General features: G+C 62.1%; 16 protein-coding genes. 5 read left to right on the top strand and 11 right to left on the bottom strand.

The features are described 5' to 3' along the window. Positions 1-844, bottom strand: an 844-nt coding sequence (locus QZ638_RS09640; protein ID WP_295809398.1) for a hypothetical protein, incomplete at its 3' end; no start/stop codon positions are given. A 72-nt stretch (positions 845-916) separates the two neighbouring features. On the opposite strand from QZ638_RS09640, the gene QZ638_RS09635 reads away from it, so the two are divergent. Continuing rightward, positions 917-2,917, top strand: coding sequence for a 3'-5' exonuclease (locus tag QZ638_RS09635; RefSeq protein WP_366936229.1), 2,001 nt, complete (start codon positions 917-919; stop codon positions 2,915-2,917). A gap of 75 nt (positions 2,918-2,992) precedes the next feature. Here the strand turns inward: QZ638_RS09635 and QZ638_RS09630 are convergent, their stop codons facing one another. After that, positions 2,993-3,454 carry a hypothetical protein gene (locus tag QZ638_RS09630; protein ID WP_295809395.1) on the bottom strand — a complete coding sequence of 154 codons (462 nt, stop codon included), beginning with the start codon at positions 3,452-3,454 and terminating at the stop codon, positions 2,993-2,995. A gap of 185 nt (positions 3,455-3,639) precedes the next feature. Further along, entirely contained in the window at positions 3,640-4,008 is a 369-nt protein-coding gene (locus tag QZ638_RS09625; RefSeq protein ID WP_295809393.1) for a DUF488 domain-containing protein, read from the bottom strand. A 259-nt stretch (positions 4,009-4,267) separates the two neighbouring features. On the opposite strand from QZ638_RS09625, the gene QZ638_RS09620 reads away from it, so the two are divergent. From QZ638_RS09620 to QZ638_RS09610, 3 genes are read left to right on the top strand one after another with little or no spacing between them, the layout of a single operon-like run. Next, positions 4,268-4,423: a hypothetical protein gene (locus QZ638_RS09620; RefSeq protein WP_295809392.1), complete on the top strand. Its 156-nt coding sequence runs from the start codon at positions 4,268-4,270 to the stop codon at positions 4,421-4,423. Positions 4,424-4,460: 37 nt separating this feature from the next. Beyond that, the gene (locus QZ638_RS09615) at positions 4,461-5,039 is read left to right on the top strand and encodes an SCO family protein (protein ID WP_295809390.1); all 579 of its coding nucleotides are present in this window, start codon (positions 4,461-4,463) and stop codon (positions 5,037-5,039) included. 12 nt (positions 5,040-5,051) lie between these two features. Beyond that, the gene (locus tag QZ638_RS09610) at positions 5,052-5,924 is read left to right on the top strand and encodes a 50S ribosomal protein L11 methyltransferase (RefSeq protein WP_295809388.1); all 873 of its coding nucleotides are present in this window, start codon (positions 5,052-5,054) and stop codon (positions 5,922-5,924) included. Between the two features lie 77 nt (positions 5,925-6,001). Here QZ638_RS09610 and QZ638_RS09605 read toward each other — a convergent pair whose 3' ends face one another. Next, positions 6,002-6,181: a hypothetical protein gene (locus QZ638_RS09605; RefSeq protein WP_295809386.1), complete on the bottom strand. Its 180-nt coding sequence runs from the start codon at positions 6,179-6,181 to the stop codon at positions 6,002-6,004. Between the two features lie 232 nt (positions 6,182-6,413). Between QZ638_RS09605 and QZ638_RS09600 the strand changes: the two genes are divergently transcribed. After that, the gene (locus QZ638_RS09600; RefSeq protein ID WP_295809383.1) at positions 6,414-8,243 is read left to right on the top strand and encodes an aminopeptidase P family protein; all 1,830 of its coding nucleotides are present in this window, start codon (positions 6,414-6,416) and stop codon (positions 8,241-8,243) included. A 56-nt stretch (positions 8,244-8,299) separates the two neighbouring features. Here the strand turns inward: QZ638_RS09600 and QZ638_RS09595 are convergent, their stop codons facing one another. The 7 genes from QZ638_RS09595 to ftsZ form a co-directional block, all read right to left on the bottom strand. After that, a complete protein-coding gene (locus tag QZ638_RS09595; RefSeq protein WP_295809381.1) occupies positions 8,300-8,599 on the bottom strand; it encodes an AzlD domain-containing protein in 300 nt (99 codons plus the stop codon). Continuing rightward, positions 8,596-9,324: an AzlC family ABC transporter permease gene (locus tag QZ638_RS09590; RefSeq protein ID WP_295809375.1), complete on the bottom strand. Its 729-nt coding sequence runs from the start codon at positions 9,322-9,324 to the stop codon at positions 8,596-8,598. The genes QZ638_RS09595 and QZ638_RS09590 overlap by 4 nt, the downstream gene beginning before the upstream one ends. Positions 9,325-9,413: 89 nt before the next feature. Beyond that, entirely contained in the window at positions 9,414-11,525 is a 2,112-nt protein-coding gene (ligA, locus tag QZ638_RS09585; protein ID WP_295809373.1) for an NAD-dependent DNA ligase LigA, read from the bottom strand. A 125-nt stretch (positions 11,526-11,650) separates the two neighbouring features. Further along, positions 11,651-13,324 (bottom strand): DNA repair protein RecN, encoded by a 1,674-nt coding sequence (gene recN, locus QZ638_RS09580; RefSeq protein ID WP_295809371.1) that lies wholly within the window; start codon positions 13,322-13,324, stop codon positions 11,651-11,653. 11 nt (positions 13,325-13,335) lie between these two features. Then, complete coding sequence (locus QZ638_RS09575) at positions 13,336-14,178, bottom strand: outer membrane protein assembly factor BamD (RefSeq protein ID WP_295809401.1); 843 nt, start codon at positions 14,176-14,178, stop codon at positions 13,336-13,338. A 170-nt stretch (positions 14,179-14,348) separates the two neighbouring features. Then, the gene (lpxC, locus tag QZ638_RS09570; protein ID WP_295809369.1) at positions 14,349-15,287 is read right to left on the bottom strand and encodes a UDP-3-O-acyl-N-acetylglucosamine deacetylase; all 939 of its coding nucleotides are present in this window, start codon (positions 15,285-15,287) and stop codon (positions 14,349-14,351) included. Between the two features lie 278 nt (positions 15,288-15,565). Then, complete coding sequence (gene ftsZ, locus QZ638_RS09565) at positions 15,566-17,248, bottom strand: cell division protein FtsZ (protein ID WP_295809367.1); 1,683 nt, start codon at positions 17,246-17,248, stop codon at positions 15,566-15,568. Positions 17,249-17,276 lie beyond the last annotated feature (28 nt).

Here is a 17,276-nt window from a genome sequence, read left to right as displayed (position 1 = left end):
GGGTGGCGGGTGCCGGGGCGGCCTCCATACCCGACAGTTCCAGCGCCGCGTCGTCCGGTTCTGCGACCGGCGGCGGCAGGTCGTCAGCCGGTGACGCAGTGGCGGCTGGTGACGCCGCAGCCAGCGCCGCCGCCTGACCGGCGCGTTCACCGTCGGCGATGCCCTCGATCCGCCTCAGCATCGTGTCGAAGCTGCTTTTCAGGGTCGACAGCCGGTCGTCGGCGTCCTGGGTCGCGGTCTCGATCGCCTGGCGCGCTGCCGACACGGCGTCGCCCTGGCTTTCGTCGAAGGCGGCCAGCTCCGTCGACAGCGCTGCGACTGTCTTCGAGATCTGGTTGATACCATCGGCCGAACGCTGCTCGGAAGCATCAATCTGTTCTGCAAGGCGCGCGATCTTGTCATCAATCGACTGGATCCGGTCGCTGGTGCGTTTGATCTCGTTGCCGAGGATGCGCATCTTGTTCGAGGTGCGCTCGATGAAGGCCTCGTCCTGCGACTGTGCCGCGAGGCGGGCCTCTTCCAGCACCATCGCTACCGTGCGCTCGGTGATCGAGATCTGGCCGTTGACCTCGTCGACATTCTCCCGCAGCGAGACGATCGCATCGCGCAGCTGGGTGTCGATCACATCGACCCGCTCGGTCAGGCCCTCGATCGCAACCTCACTGGCCTCGACCCGGGCGAGGGTTTCCTCACGGATGGTCTCGAATTGCTGCAGCGTGCGACCGAGCGCCTTTTCCAGCGCTTTCAGCCCGTCGATCGACTCGCGGTTGACGGAGCCGGATTCAATCTTTTCGATCCGGCCGATCAGCGCATCATTGCTGAGCGTTGCGCGGTTGTGCTCCATCGTCCGGATCCGCTCCAGCGCCGAGGTCAGGCCCTGGTTCAGCCCCGAGATCGCCTCGCGGGAATTGCGTTCATTGGTCTGCAGGCGGTCATTCAGGCGATTGAGCGAGGCCACCAGTTCGCGCAGATGGTCGATGGCTGGAAAAACAAGGGGCTGGCGCCGAAGGAAATCCCCGAGGGCGATGCTCGCGCCTTTGCCAATGGCAAGGGCCGCGAACTCTATGCGGCCTATCAGGAGCGCTTGAAGACGCTGAATGCTGTCGATTTCGGCGACCTTCTGTGCCATCCGATCCGCATTCTGCGCGACAATCCCGACGTGCTTGCCGAGTATCACCGCAGGTTCAAATACATTCTGGTGGACGAGTACCAGGACACCAACACCGCACAATATCTGTGGCTGCGGCTGCTTGCCCAGCGCCCGAAGAGTACGGAACCGGTCAACATCTGCTGCGTCGGCGACGACGACCAGTCGATTTATGGCTGGCGAGGCGCCGAGGTGGACAACATCCTGCGTTTCGAGAAGGATTTTCCGGGCGCCGCCGTCATCCGGCTGGAGCGCAACTATCGTTCCACCGCGCATATTCTGGGCGCGGCATCGCACCTCATCGCCAACAATGAGGGACGTCTCGGCAAAACCCTCTTCACCGAGCATTCCGATCCCGACGATCCCAAAGTGAAGGTCCATGCCTCGTGGGATTCGGAAGAGGAAGCCCGCGCCGTTGGCGAGGAAATCGAGGCGCTGCAGGCCAAGGGCCACGCGCTGAACGACATCGCCATTCTCGTGCGCGCCTCCTTCCAAATGCGCGAATTCGAAGATCGCTTCGTCACACTCGGTCTGAACTATCGCGTCATAGGCGGCCCGCGCTTTTATGAGCGCATGGAGATCCGCGACGCGTTGGCCTATTTCCGCATCGTCGCCCAAGCCGCTGACGATCTTGCCTTCGAGCGCATCGTCAATGTCCCCAAACGCGGGCTGGGTGAGGCGAGCGTCCGCCAGATCCACGACGTTTCCCGCATGCGCGAGGCCCCTCTCCTCCAGGCCGCGCGCGATCTTGTGGGTACAGAGGAGATGAAACCCAAGCCGCGCGCCTCGCTGCGCACGCTGGTGGAAAACATCGAGCGCTGGCAGGGCATGCTCGACCGGACTCCACACACGGAACTCGCCGAGATCATTCTCGAAGAATCCGGCTACACGGAAATGTGGAAGAACGACCGCTCGGCCGAAGCGCCAGGACGGCTGGAAAACCTCAAGGAACTGATCCGCTCCATGGAGGACTACGACAGTCTGCGCGGTTTCCTGGAGCATGTCGCACTGGTGATGGACGCCGAGCGCGACGAGGAGCTTGACGCCGTCAGCCTGATGACGCTGCATTCGGCCAAGGGGCTGGAGTTCCCGACCGTGTTTCTGCCGGGCTGGGAGGAAGGCCTGTTTCCGCACCAGCGCGCACTCGACGAGGGCGGCCGGTCGGGCCTCGAGGAAGAGCGGCGGCTCGCCTATGTGGGTCTGACGCGTGCCAAAGTGAACCTGCACATCTGGTTCGCCTCAAACCGGCGCATTCATGGCCTCTGGCAATCCACCATTCCCTCGCGGTTCCTTGACGAGCTTCCCGAAGCGCATGTGGACGTGGCCGAGGAAAGCAACAGCTATGGCGGCTATTCCGCAGGTCAGCCCGGCCGACCGAATCCCTATGGCAAGTCGCGTTTCGACGATCACGCCGTGTTCTCCAACACCTACGCCACGCCCGGCTGGCAGCGCGCCCAGAAGAACCGCACCGAGGCGACAGCCCGCAACTGGGGAAACCGCTCCGGGCACCAGGTGGAGCGCATCGGATATGGCGAGGCGGATTCGGGCTATGGTGCGGGGCGCGGCTCGGTCAAGGGGCGCGTCATCGAGGGCGAACTGGTCGCCAAATCGGTCTCCGACACGCCGTCTGCCTTCAAGGTCGGCGACCGGGTGTTTCACCTCAAATTCGGCAATGGCAATGTCGCGGCGATCGACGGCAACAAACTCACGATCGATTTCGACAAGGCCGGTCAGAAACGCGTCCTCGACGGTTTCGTCGAGCGGGCCTAGGGTCGATCCCGAAGCGTATCGCGATTGGGTTCGAGCATATCCAGGGTGTGTAAATACCGATAAACGAAAAGCTGGTCAGGCTGCTTCCGGCTTCAAGTAGACAAACTTGCCGTCGGTGTTCTTTTCCCGGTTGAGAAGGCCTGTGCGGGCGTGACGTGAAAGCGGGCCGGAGAAAGCGTTGGATTTGTACCGGGTGCCAAATATGTCCTGGCAGCGGGCAACGATGTCGCCAATCGTGCGCGGTTCGTCGAAGAAGTCGCTCTCGAGCAATTCGTTCAGTGCGGCGACCGCTCCCTTGGCGCTATCGGTGGTTGTTCTGCGGCGGCCGGCGCGCGCCGCGTTGCGCACGACATGCATCATACCGGGACCGGTAATGAAGTCGTTAACACCGCCTTCGGAAAACCCTTGCACATCGGCCGTGCGCTGCCCAAGCACAAGTTCCACGATACGAAGCTGAACCGCCTCCGATTCGAACTTGTTTACCACCTCGGAAAGCTCGCTAAGCTGCTGCTTTAACTTATCAAAATCCTTAATCATTAAATCCGCCCCAAACGTAGCCGCCTAAGATAAACAGCAGGCTGAACACATATGTCTCCATAAGTATCGGCTAAGTCAAGAGCGAGGCAGTAGGGGACGGAGCGAGCGCACATCGTGCGCAAAATCCTTCTCCGCGTTGCAACGGAGAGATCGTCAGGACGCAAGAAATGCAATTAAAAGTTGCGTCAATTCGCCGCATCCATTTCCTGCAGGAACCGGCGAACGACCACTGCCTGATTGCGTTCGCGATCGGTGGCGGAAAACAGAAGTGTCAGCGGTCCTTTTTCCGCCGTCCTTCGCAGCGCTTTCAACAGTTCGGAACGATCACTCAGTTCTTCGCGGTAGCGTTCGCAAAACACACTCCAGCGCCCGGGCTCGTGCGCGAACCATTTTCGCAGTTCGTGGCTGGGGCCGACGTCCGGCATCCACGCGTCAAGGGCGGCGCGCTCCTTGCTTACTCCCCGCGGCCACAGGCGGTCGATCAGGATTCGCGTTCCGTCGCCGTCATCCACCGGATCATATATCCGCTTGAGCCGAATATCCGAAATCGCCATACAAAGCCTCCCACGACGGACCGATGCAATCAGCCACACTCAATGATTGAAGTCCAAGGCAACGCTTCCCAAAGCATAAGCATTCTAAAGTGCGTGTGTGGGTGGGGTTGAACCCGTCCCCATGCCTTCACGGCACAAACCTCAACCCGAGACCTCCCGTCGTCCGCCAGGCGACGGGAGGTTTTTTCAATTATCAGCGCTTGCGACAAGATGAAACTTTGCGCAAAGCTCGGTCTTGGGCCTATTATAGGCCATGAAAATGCAGCACCCTCGGCCTACAGCCACTTGGCTCAAGATAAGCGCAGCGACCCTGCTCCTGGCCGCTTCGACCGGTCTTGCCTTTGCCATGTGGCTGGAGAACGGGGCCGGGATTTTCCTGGCGCTCGCCGAGTCCGGGTTGTCCTGGTGCTTCTAACACCACCATTCAGCGCTTTTGTCTCGGGTAAATTTCAATGATGCGATCCATCCTAATCGGCATCCTGGCGGTCATGGCCGTGGGTGTCGGCCTCCTCACCTTCCAATGGTATCAGCAGCAGAATTCCGGCAAGGCCTTCGGCGTGCCGTTCGAACTGGTCGACCAGGATGGGAACACAATCACCGAAGCTGCCTTCAAGGGTGGGCCGCGCGTGGTGTTCTTCGGCTTTACCCATTGCCCCGAAGTGTGCCCCACCACCCTTTTCGAATTGGACGGCTATCTCGAGGAACTGGGCAACGAAGCGTCCGAGATCAAACCTTACTTCGTTTCCATCGACCCGGAGCGCGATACGCCGGAGGTCATGAAGACATATCTGTCGAACTTCTCCGACCGCATCACCGGCATCACAGGCGACCCGGACGAAGTGGCGGCCATGGCCAAGGGATTTTCCATCTATGTCCGCAAGGTGGAACTTGAAGACGGCGACTACACAATGGACCATACCGCGTCGATCCTGTTGCTTGACGGCGAGGGCGACTTTTTCGGAACGATCGCCTATGAAGAAAATCGCGAAACCGCGATCGCCAAGCTAAAGCGTCTGGCGAACGAAACCTGACACCGGAACCCTATGGGCCAGACACGACTTTTCCTCACCGCGCCGCGCGAACAAGCCGAATCGATCTTTTCCATCCTCGACACCCATTTCGAAGACGAGGGGTTGCCGATCAGCATTTTCGAGCCGGAGGAAGACAGCGGAGTTTTTCAGATTTCCGTCTACACCGAGGACGATGTCGATCGTCTGGAAAAGCGGATTCAGGAAACGCTGGCAGACGTGTCGCCCCTGCCCCCGCTGGAGCGGGAGGCCGTACCCGAAATCGACTGGGTCAGCCATTCGCTCGATGGGCTGCGGCCCGTTCGGGTCGGCCGCTTTCTCGTTCATGGCAGTCATGACCGGCACCTGCAGCGCATTGGCGATACAGCCATCGAGATCGACGCCGGGCTTGCCTTCGGCACCGGTCATCACGGCACCACTGCCGGCTGCCTCGCCGCGCTTGCCGACATCCTGAAAAGCGAACGGCCGCGCAACGCTCTGGACCTGGGCACAGGAAGCGCGGTTCTTGCCATTGCAATCGCCAGGGCCGCACGCATTCCCGTACTGGCCACCGACATCGACCCAATCGCCACCGACGTTGCCCGGTGGAATATCCGCCTCAACGGCGTCACAAGTCTGGTCGAGGCCCAGACGGCTCCCGGTTTTCATCACGCTGTTTTTGCGCGCAAAAGGCCCTTCGATTTAATCGTAGCGAACATCCTCGCCCGCCCGCTCATGGGGTTGGCGCCCGCCATGGCGCATCACATAGAACCGGGAGGTTCGCTCGTTCTGTCAGGCATTCTAGAGCGGCAAAGGCGCCCGGTCATCGCGGCTTACGGCGGACAGGGCTTCCGTCACATACGCACGAAGGCCCGCGAAGGCTGGGTCACCATTCACATGAAGCGCTGAAGCGAAATCATCGACGGACAAACAAAAACCCCGAAAGCGCGGCTTTCGGGGTTTCGTTCAAACGCTGTTCTAGCGGATCAGAACATATGCGACACGCTGCGGCCGCGCTTCAGCTCGTCACGGTTGTAGCCGTGCGCACGCAGGGTCTCGTCGTCGAGCATCAGAAGCGCGCCGTTGACATAGCTCCGGACCTGCTTCTGACGAGCTTCGATCAGCGCGTCGAATGCGCCGCGGAAAAAGCCACGCTTATGGGCCATCTGATTTCTCCTTGAATGTCTGCAACGGTTTTGCCGTTGCCCGTGGTCCATTAGATAGGCCCGAAAAGGCCGTGCAACCAGCGCCGATTGCGCATGGCTACCATCTCATTTTGCATCGCAGCAATGGAATTGTGCATTGCGACATGAGCATTCCATTGCCGGAAAATCGTTCCGCTTTGCCATGCCATGCTGTAGGTTCGGCGCGATTTTTCTGACGAAGCGATAAGGTCCCATGTTTCAATCATTCGATGTTAGAGCCGACCCCAAACAGGGTATCTCCCGTGTCGGCCAACTCCGCGAAATGCTGACGAAAGCCGGTCTGGACGGCTATCTCGTTCCCCGCGCAGACGAGCATCAGGGAGAATACGTCGCCGCTTCGTCGGAGCGGCTATCGTGGCTCACCGGTTTTACCGGTTCGGCGGGCGCGGCGCTGATCATGAAGGAGCGCGCCATACTGTTCGTCGACGGCCGCTACACGCTTCAGGCGGCCGAGCAGACCGACCCCTCGACCTTCACCGTCGAAAGCCTGATCGACAATCCTCCCAAAGAATGGATCGCCGAAAATGCCCCACAAGGCTGCCGCATCGGCTTCGACCCGTGGCTGCATACCATCGCCGAGGTGCGTGCTCTGCGCGAGAAGGCCGAAACGCGCGGTGTCGAGATCGTGCCCGTGGATGACAATCTGGTCGACGGAGTTTGGAACGACCGCCCGTCCGCGCCGCTGACGCAGGCCCGCATCCAGTCGAAAGATTATGCCGGCGAACTCGCCACCGCCAAGCTGGAACGTATGGCGCGGGCCATCGGCCAGGCTGGCGCCGATTGTACCGTGCTCACGGACCCGTCCTCGATTGCCTGGGCATTCAACATTCGCGGCCAAGATGTGCCCCACACGCCACTTGCCCTCGGCTTCGCCCTGATCCCGGCGGACGGGCGCCCGGCGCTCTTCCTCGACAAGCGCAAGCTTGACCGCGAGACGGAAGCTTACCTGACGCAACTTGCCGATCTGAAGGCACCGTCGACGCTCGAAGATGAGGTTGCGCGTTGTGCGCAGGGCGGTCGCACCATCGGCCTCGATCCGGCGCTCGCGGCGGAGCGCTTGCGATTGACCGTGCAGGACGCCAGCGGAAGCGTCACGGAGCTGGACGATCCGGCACGCCTGCCGCGGGCGGTCAAGAACGCGACGGAGCTTGAAGGCGCGCGTGCCGCCCACCGTCGCGACGGCGTTGCCATGGCCCGTTTTCTCTCTTGGCTCGACCGGCAAGAGCCGGGCACGGTCGACGAGATCGGCGCGGTGCGAGCGCTGGAGGCAAGCCGGACAGAAACCGGACAGAACCTGCAGATGCCGCTGCGCGACATCTCATTCGACACGATTTCCGGGGCCGGACCCAACGGTGCGATTATCCATTATCGCGTGAACACGAAAACGAACCGCACACTGGCAACCGACGAGCTCTATCTGGTCGATTCGGGCGCGCAGTACGACGACGGCACGACGGACATCACACGCACGGTAATTATCGGTCGGCCCAGCGACGACATGCGCGATCGCTACACACGGGTTCTCAAGGGCCTGATCGCACTTTCCACCGTGCGTTTTCCCAAAGGCACGCGCGGCATGGATCTCGACCCTTTCGCCCGCCACGCTCTATGGCAGGCCGGCCTCGATTACGCCCACGGCACCGGTCATGGCGTCGGCTCCTATCTGGCCGTCCACGAAGGCCCGCAACGCATCGCCAAAACCGGTACACAGGCGCTCGAAGCGGGCATGATCCTCTCAACCGAGCCCGGCTATTACAAAGCCGGAAGCTACGGCATTCGCCTGGAGAACCTGATCGTCGTCGAGCCGGCGACCGCCCTTGAAGGCGGCGAGATCGAGATGCACAGTTTCGAGACGTTGACCTTGTGCCCCTTCGACCGGCGCCTGATCGACGTCACCTTGCTTGCGTCGCAAGAGCGCGCATGGCTCGACGCCTATCATGCCCGTGTGCGTGAAGAAATCGCGCCTCTGCTAGACGGCGAAACCCAGGACTGGTTGGACAAGGCGACCCTCCCGCTCGGATGAAACGGTCGCAGCCGGGTCAAACCCTGCGTCGCAAGATCGAGATTACCGAAGCGGGATCAACCGGTCAGGTGGCGGAGCAAAATGAGCACCGCCGCCGATGAAAGAAACATTGGCATCATGCCCCCCGCGACCAGCGAGACGACCACCCCGGTCGCCAGCGCAGCGATTTCGGGCACCCCGCCATTCATTGCCGACGGTGCCACGAGCGTGGTCAGAACGGCGGCGGGAACGGCGTTCAAACCCGCCTCGACGCGCGGATGGATGCGCTCGAAGCGTGACAGAACCAGGTGACCGCCGATGCGCGTGAGAAAGGTCAGGAACGCGCCGACCAGAATGATCCAGGCCGTCGTGCTCATGATTCTTCCTTTCGCGTCCGCGCGCCGGGCGCCATCGTCGCTGCCAGCGCCACCCCGGCCACCGCTCCGATGGAGACGTGCCATGGCGAACCGACCGTGCGATAGGCGATCATGGAAACGACAGCGCTCATAAGCACAACTGGCAGCCAAAAGGAGCGCTTGCGGAAGCTCATCACCAGGCCGAGGAAATAGATCGGCAGCAGGAAGTCGATGCCCAGCGCGTGAGGGTCGGGCAGGAGATTGCCGAACAACGCGCCGAGCCAGGCTTCCACCACCCAGCAGACATAAAGCGGCAAAGCCGCTCCCATATACCAGCCGAAAGTGACCGTGCCATGGGTTTCGCCGCGCCGTTCGGCTTCGGCGAACATGGGGTCGACCAGAAGGAAGAAGCCGAGCAGCCGCTGCACCGGTCCCCAATGGGCGATCCGCCGCCCGGTCGTGGCCGAATAGAGAACGTGACGAAAATTGACCGCGAGAATCGACAGCACGATCAGCCACGGCGCAACCTTCTGGCCGAAGAGATCGATGCCCACCATCTGGCTCGCTCCGGCAAAGATGGTCGCACTCATGAGAACCGCCTCGAATGCGGTCAAACCGTTCTCGACCGCCAAAGCTCCGAACAGAAAGCCGAACGGCATCGCGGCGACCACCACGGGCACACTGTCGCGCAACCCCTGCGCAAGATCGCGCGGGTGCGCGTTTTCCTTGGCTATGTCGGCCGTCATCGATCCTCCAGAGGTTACAGCTTAGGTCAGCAACGCTGACCAGTCATATGAATTCCGTTGAGCCACGCATCAAGGGATATGAAGAACCGCTAGGCACCGACCCGCTCGAACCAGGCATCCTCGTCGATAACCTCGACACCCAGTTCCGCCGCCTTCTTGAGCTTCGATCCCGCGCCCGGCCCCGCAACCACAAGATCCGTCTTCTTGGAAACCGAGCCCGCCACCTTGGCGCCGAGCCGCTCGGCCATCGCCTTCGCCTCGTCGCGCGACATGCGGTCAAGGCTTCCGGTGAAGACGATGGTCTTTCCGACAACGGGCGAATCCGCGGTCGGCCGCTCGGCCTCCTGCACGTCGATTTCACCGGCCAGTCTCTCGACCAGTTCACGGTTGTGCGCCTCGCCGAAGTAATGTGCGAGCGAATCGATCACCGCATCGCCGATATCGTCGAGCGCGTCCATTTCCTCACGCGCCTGCCCATCCTCGTTTGCGACCGCCAGCGCGGCGTCGTGAAACTCCGGCCAGGAGCCATAGGCGCGCGCCAGCGTCTTCGCCGTTTGCTCGCCCACATGGCGGATGCCGAGCGCATAGATCCCCCGCTCCAGCGCGATCGCGCGGCGCGCTTCGATGGCATCGAACAAATTGGCCGCGGACGTCGCCCCCCAGCCCTCCTTGTCCTTCAGCTTTTTCAGATTGTCGGCATCGCGTTTTGCCAGAGTGAAGATGTCGCCCGGCGCCTTCACCGGCAGGTCGGGGTCGTTGAAGAAGAACTCGATCTGCTTGTCGCCCAACCCGTCGATATCGAAAGCGCGCCGCGACACGAAGTGCCTCAGATGCTCGACACGCTGGAACGGGCATGCGAACTCGCCCGAACAGCGGCGCACCACCCCCTCTCCCCCGGTGCCGATGCCTTCGCGCACCACCGTGGTCTTCAACGCGCAGGGGCACACGGTCGGAAATTCGAAGGCTTTGGCGTCGGCCGGCCGTTTTTCCTCGATCACACCCAGGATCTGAGGAATCACGTCGCCGGCCCGCTGCACGGTCACCGTGTCGCCGATCATCACACCCAGCCGTTCGATCTCCTCGGCATTGTGCAGCGTCGCATTGGTTACCACCACACCTCCCACGGTCACCGGCTCCAGCCGCGCCACCGGCGTCAGCGCGCCCGTGCGCCCCACCTGAATGTCGATGCCGTTGAGTATGGTCGTCGCCTTCTCGGCCGGAAATTTATGCGCGATCGCCCATCGCGGGCTGCGAGACACGAACCCCAGCCGCTGTTGCAGGGCCAGATCGTCCACCTTATAGACCACGCCGTCGATGTCATAAGGCAGCGTCGCGCGCGCTTCCTCGATCTGTCGGTATTGCGCCAGAAGCGCCTCGGCGCTCTCGCAGCGCTTCATCAGATCGTTGATGCGAAAGCCATATTCATCCAGCGCCGCAACCATGCCCGATTGCGTGTCGGACGGCATCTCGGAGACCTCGCCCCAGGCATAGGCAAAGAATTTCAGAGGCCGCGCCGCGGTAACGGAGGAATCGAGCTGGCGCAGCGAGCCCGCCGCCGTGTTGCGCGGGTTCACATAGGTCTGCTTGCCCGCTTCCTCTTGACGCTTGTTCAGCGCGAAGAAATCGGCATGGGTCATATAGACCTCGCCGCGCACCTCGATCACCTCGGGCGGATTGCCCGAAAGCACGTTGGGAATATCGGTCACGGCCCGCGCATTGGCCGTCACGTTCTCGCCCTCCTGCCCGTCGCCGCGGGTGGCGGCGGAAACCAGGCGTCCGTTCTCATAGCGCAGCGACAGCGATAGCCCGTCGATCTTGGGCTCGGCCGTCATGACCACGGGCGCATCAGCGTCCAGCTTCAGGTAACGGCGGATGCGGGCGACGAAGTCGATCACGTCGTCGTCGGAAAAGGCGTTGTCGAGCGACAGCATCGGCACTTTGTGCCGCACCTTGTCGAACTTTTCCGAAACCGGGGCGCCAACCCGGCGCGAGGGCGAGTCCTCGCGCACCAGATCGGGAAAGCGCTGCTCGATGGCCAGGTTGCGCCGCCGCAACGCGTCGTACTCGGCATCGGAGATCGTGGGAGCATCTTCCGCGTGATAACGCCGGTCGTGCTCGGCGATCTCGTGAGCAAGCCCCTCCAGCTCGTTCCTGGCTTGGGCTTCCGTCAATGCATCAACGGCAGGCTTGGCTTTGGACATGACAATGAATCCGACTGTAAAACGGCGCGCAGTGTAAAACATTCGCACCCGATGTGGGCAGCGGTCTTTTTAAGCGGCTGAAACCTGCTGACAAGAGCAGCCAGGCGACCTTGAACAGAATCGGTTCAGGAAACAGCGGCGTTGCCCTGCAGCAAACGCTGGGCAGCGGCACGTGCCTCGTCGGTCACCGTCGCACCGGCAAGCATGCGGGCGATCTCTTCCTGGCGCGCGCCGGAATCCATCACCGAAACCCCGGTCGCGACCCGGTCGGTGTCGCCGCTCTTGGCGATGAGGTAGTGGGTGCCCGCGCGCGCGGCGACTTGCGGCGCATGGGTGACGGAAAGCACCTGAATACCCCCGGCAAGCCGAGCCAGACGCTGGCCGATGGCGTCGGCGACGGCACCCCCGACGCCGGTGTCGATCTCGTCGAAGACGAGCGTGGGGGCCGACCCACGATCCGCCAGCACCACCTTCAGCGCCAGAAGGAACCGCGACAGCTCGCCACCGGAAGCGACCTTCATCATGGGGCCCGCGCGCGTTCCCGGATTGGTGCGCACCCAGAACTCCACCCGGTCGATGCCCTCCTCGCCGCGGTCGTCGGCCTCGGTGGCGATTTCGACGATGAACTCCGCCCGCTCCAGTTTAAGGGCCGGCAACTCGGCCATCACCGCCTTGCTCAGGCTAGCGGCCGTGTCCCGGCGCAATTGCGAGAGTTCGGCTGCCGCGGCGTCATAAGACGTCACCGCAGCCCTGGCCTCGACCTCCAGTGCCGCCAGCCGTTCTTCTCCGGCGTCGAGCTCGTCGAGATCTCCCACCATACGGGCACACAGTTCGGCCAGGTCGCCCACCTGAACATTGTGCTTGCGAGCCGCCGCGCGTAACGCAAAGAGGCGTTCCTCGGCGTCTTCGAGGCGTTGCGGATCGAACTCGGTTGCCCGCATCGCCTCGTCCACACCGGATTGCGCCGCGTCGAGCGACAGCAGAGCCGAATCCAGCGGCTCGATAATGCCGTCGAGAAGTCCGGGCGCATCCTGCGCTTTGCGCTGCAGTCGACGCAGAAGGCTGGAAAGCTGGGATACCGGTGAAGCGTTGCCGGAAAGCACCTCCTGCGCGTCGGAGATGTCGCTGGCGATTTTCTCCGCGCGCATCATGCCGGCGCGCTCTTCGGCCAGGGCCTCTTCCTCGTCTGGGCGCGGATCGAGCTTGGAAAGCTCCTCCACCGAGGCCCGCAGGAAATCCGCTTCTCGCGCCGCCGCTTCAACGCGCGCCCTGTGCCGCGCCAGCTCCTGTTCGCATGTGCGCAGATCGCGCCAGGTCAGGCGCACCCGCGCAAGAGCCTCGCCATGGCCGCCGAAAGCGTCGAGCAAACCACGATGGATGCCCGCATCCACAAGCGCGCGCTCATCGTGCTGCCCGTGTATCTCGACGAGCTGACGCCCCACCTGACGCATAAGGGCAACGCTGGACGGCTGATCGTTGATGAAGACACGCGTGCGGCCGTCCGCGCTTTGGACACGCCGCAAGATGATGTCGCCTTCGTCATCGATGGCGTTTTCCGCCAGAACGGCGCGCACCGGATGCACGGCCGGCAGGTCGAAAACGGCGATCACCTGTCCCTGATCGGCGCCATGGCGCACCAGTGAGGCATCGCCGCGTCCACCGAGCGCCAGCGAAAGCGAATCGAGCAAAATGGATTTGCCGGCACCGGTTTCACCGGTCAGCACCGAAAGCCCCCCGGAAAAATCCATGTCGAGGCGTTCAATCAGGACGATATCGCGGATCGACAGGTGAGACAGCATGGGTAAAAGCGTCAGCCGCCCAGAATGGCCGCTCCAGCCTTGGATATCCACGAGCCGCTGTTCTCGCGCGGCTCCAATCCACCGGACTGCAGCAAGGCATAGGAATCCTCATACCATTGGCTGTCGGGGAAGTTGTGCCCCAGAACGGCAGCAGCCGTCTGCGCTTCCGAAACGAGGCCCATGGCGTAATAGGTTTCCGTCAGACGTGCCAGAGCCTCCTCGACATGGCGCGTGTTGGGATAGCTTTCGACCACGCCACGGAAACGCCGCACGGCAGCGACATATTCACGCCGTTCGAGATAATAGCGCCCGATCTGCATCTCCTTGCCGGCAAGTTGGTCGCGGGAAAAGCGGATCTTGGTTTGCGCATCCTCGACATACTCCGAATCGGGCCAGCGCTGCACCACCTCTTCCATCGCCTCAAGCGTGCGGCGTGCTTCGCGCTGATCCTGCGTCACGTCGCGAATCTGGCGGAAATGGCTGAGGCCGACCAGGTATTGCGCATAGGCAGCGTCTTCCGTGGTCGGATAGAGCGCGACATACCGCTTACCGCCATTGATCGCCTCCTCATACTTGCCCTGACGGTAATTGGCGAACGTGTTCATCACCATGGCCTTGCGGGCGTATTCGGAATAAGGGTGCTGGCGATCGATGGACTCGAACTTGGCGCTCGCTTCCTTCAATCGCCCGGCGTTCATATTCGCCAGGGCCTGATTGTAGAGGACGTCAGCCGGGTCGGTCTGCTCGACATAAGTCGACAGATCGAGGTCCTTTTCCGCATTACAGGCGGAAAGAAGAAGCGAAACGCCAAGCACCGAAGCCGTGGTTACGGCAGCTCTGCCTGTTCTGGTCATGCCGGCAACAAAAGTTGAACGCATTTCGCCTCTCGCAAACGGAAAATCGATTTCGGAACGCAGTCATAGAGCATATGACCGCCACGCGGCAACGCTATTGCCCGCCAATCGTACAATTTTGTGGCGTTGGAAAGAGTATGTGCCCGCGCGAACGCCGCCGTGAGCGGTTTTCAGAGCGTCCAGGGCGCGTAGACCGGCGCACTGACCGCAACCATTTCGGCCCGACGCCCCTGCTCGCGGCGCGTGGTCTCGACGATTTCGTAGGCCGAACGGTCTGTCAGAAGATGGCGCAGCGCGGCCGCGTTGAGCCGGTGTCCGCCGCGATAAGAACGGAAACAACCGATAAAGCGCGCGCCGGCAAGTGCCAGGTCGCCGACGGCATCGAGCATCTTGTGACGCACGAATTCGTCGGGATAGCGCAGGCCTTCCATGTTGATGACCTTGTGATCCTCGCCGATCACGACCGAGTTCTCCAAAGACGACCCCAGCGCGTAGCCGGCGGCCCAAAGCCTTTCGACATCCTTGATGAAACCGAAGGTACGCGCACGCGCCACCTCTTGCCGGAAATTGGCAGCGTTCAGATCGAGCGCAAGCGCCTGACGACCGATGACCGGTGTATCGAAGTCGATCTCCACCTCGAAACGTGTGCCGTCATACGGACGAAACTCGGCCCAGGAACCGCCATTGTCGATGCGCACCGGCTTCACGATACGGATATAGCGGCGTTTTACGGACAGCGTGGCGATGCCTGCCTGTTCGAATGCATCCATGAAACCGATGGCGCTGCCATCGAGAACCGGAACCTCACCGCCATCGATCTCGATGGCCACATTGTCGATTCCGACGGCCAGCAGCGCCGCCATGAGATGTTCTACCGTGGCGACGAATTCGCCACGCGCATCGCCAAGCGCGGTGCACAGGTCCGTCTGGCAGACCTCGGAGGCGAGCGCACGAATCACACGGCCGGTGCCGGCTTCGTCGATCCGTTGAAAAACGATTCCGGTGTCGGGCTCAGCCGGGGAAAAATGAATGGAGACGGGCTTGCCACTGTGAACACCGATGCCCGAAAGCGAGCAGCGCGATTTGAGTGTCGTTTGATATTCGAGCAAAATGGTCCCCGTAAGCTCTCAAAGGCCTGCGCAACAAAAGCGCCAGCACGTCCAAAGTTTAAGGACGACACCCCCAAAATGCGTCCCACACCCCGCCTTTAGTCGTGACGAAAGATAATGTCGCCGAATACAGACTCCAAATCACGGTTTCTTACTCCGTGTTACGCCATAAGGAAAATCGAAACATCGTATAACGTTTTGAATTATTTACTGAAATTTAACAAAAAGGGGAATGCGACGCATCCCCCTTTTTCAGATTTTATAACACGCGTTACCGCTTAGTTGGCTTGCCGGCGAAGAAACGCGGGAATCTCCAAATGATCTTCTTCCTGCGTGTTCCGAGGCTGCGTCGTGAGCCGGCCGTGCTCGTCCAAACGCCCCTGACGCGGTGCGTAGAGCTGCCCCTCGTTCTCGGAAGCGCGGCGCGGCTGCGGTGCGGCCTGGCGCAGTTTCGGCTCGCGCGGTTGCTCGGCATAACCCTGCTCACCGTCGCGACGGGACAGTCCATGCGTCAGGCGTTTGATCAAGCCCATCGGGCCGCGTTCTTCGTGTTCTTGTGTCTTCGCTTCCATTTCCGCTTTCACCACCGGCGGAAAATCTTCCACGCGCGGCATACGGGGAGCGGAAAGCGGCTGCTCTTCAACACGGGCCTGCTGCTGCGGTTGTGGCTGCGGCTGTTCCGCAGCGGGTGCCGGCGCCGGTTGAACCGGCTTCGGCGCAGGTGCCCGAGGCGCCGGCTGAACCGGCTGCGTACCACGGAAAAGCGAGCTCTGGGGCTGGAAACCGCCATTGGTCGCGGCGGGACGCGCTGCGGGAGCCGGCGTGGGCTCGGGCGCGGCGCGCTCCGCCTGGCGAATGGCATCGGCAACCGGGTCGGCGGCGACCGCCTGCGGCTTGGCGTCAACTGCGGCGACAGCCGGACGCGCGGTCTCGACGGCGCGGGGCTGGTTCTGTGCCGGACGCGTCGCCGAAGCCGGTGAGGAAATCTCGGCAGCCGACTTGTCGATGCCAGTCGCCACGACAGAGACGCGGATAACGCCTTCCAGATCCTCGTCGAAGGTCGCGCCAAGAATGATGTTGGCGTCCGGATCCACTTCCTCGCGAATGCGGGTTGCCGCTTCGTCGACCTCGAACAGGGTGAGATCGCGGCCGCCGGTGATCGAGATCAGAAGGCCGCGTGCGCCCTTCATGGAACTCTCGTCCAGCAGCGGGTTGGCGATCGCCGCCTCGGCAGCGGCCATTGCACGGCCTTCGCCGGATGCTTCGCCGGTGCCCATCATCGCCTTGCCCATCTCGCGCATCACCGAGCGGACGTCGGCGAAGTCGAGATTGATCAGGCCTTCCTTGACCATCAGATCCGTGATGCAGGCGACACCCGAATAAAGCACCTGGTCGGCCATCGCAAAAGCGTCGGCGAAGGTGGTTTTGTCGTTGGCGATGCGGAAGAGGTTCTGGTTCGGAATGACGATCAGTGTGTCAACGCATTTCTGCAGTTCCTCGATGCCGGCTTCCGCCGTCTTCATGCGGCGCTGGCCTTCGAAGTGGAACGGCTTGGTGACGACGCCAACGGTCAGGATGCCCTTCTCGCGGGCGGCGCGGGCCACAACGGGCGCAGCACCGGTGCCGGTGCCGCCGCCCATGCCGGCGGTCACGAAGCACATATGGGTGGAGGACAGGTGATCGACCAACTCGTCGATGCATTCCTCGGCCGCCGCCTTGCCCACTTCAGGCTGCGAGCCAGCGCCCAATCCCTCGGTCACGGCCGCGCCGAGCTGGATCAGCCGCTCGGCCTTGGATTGGGTAAGAGCCTGCGCGTCGGTGTTGGCGACCACGAATTCCACGCCGCGCAGGCCGGCGTTGATCATGTTGTTGACAGCGTTACCGCCGCCACCCCCGACACCGAACACGGTGATGCGTGGCTTCAGCTCGGTAATGTCCGGCTTCTGCAGATTGATAGTCATTGTCCTCGTCCTTTCCGCCTTTGCCGCC

It is taken from the genome of uncultured Nitratireductor sp. (genome assembly GCF_913053745.1).
Classification (GTDB): Bacteria; Pseudomonadota; Alphaproteobacteria; order Rhizobiales; family Rhizobiaceae; genus Nitratireductor.
This window is presented reverse-complemented; position numbering and strand designations above follow the sequence as displayed.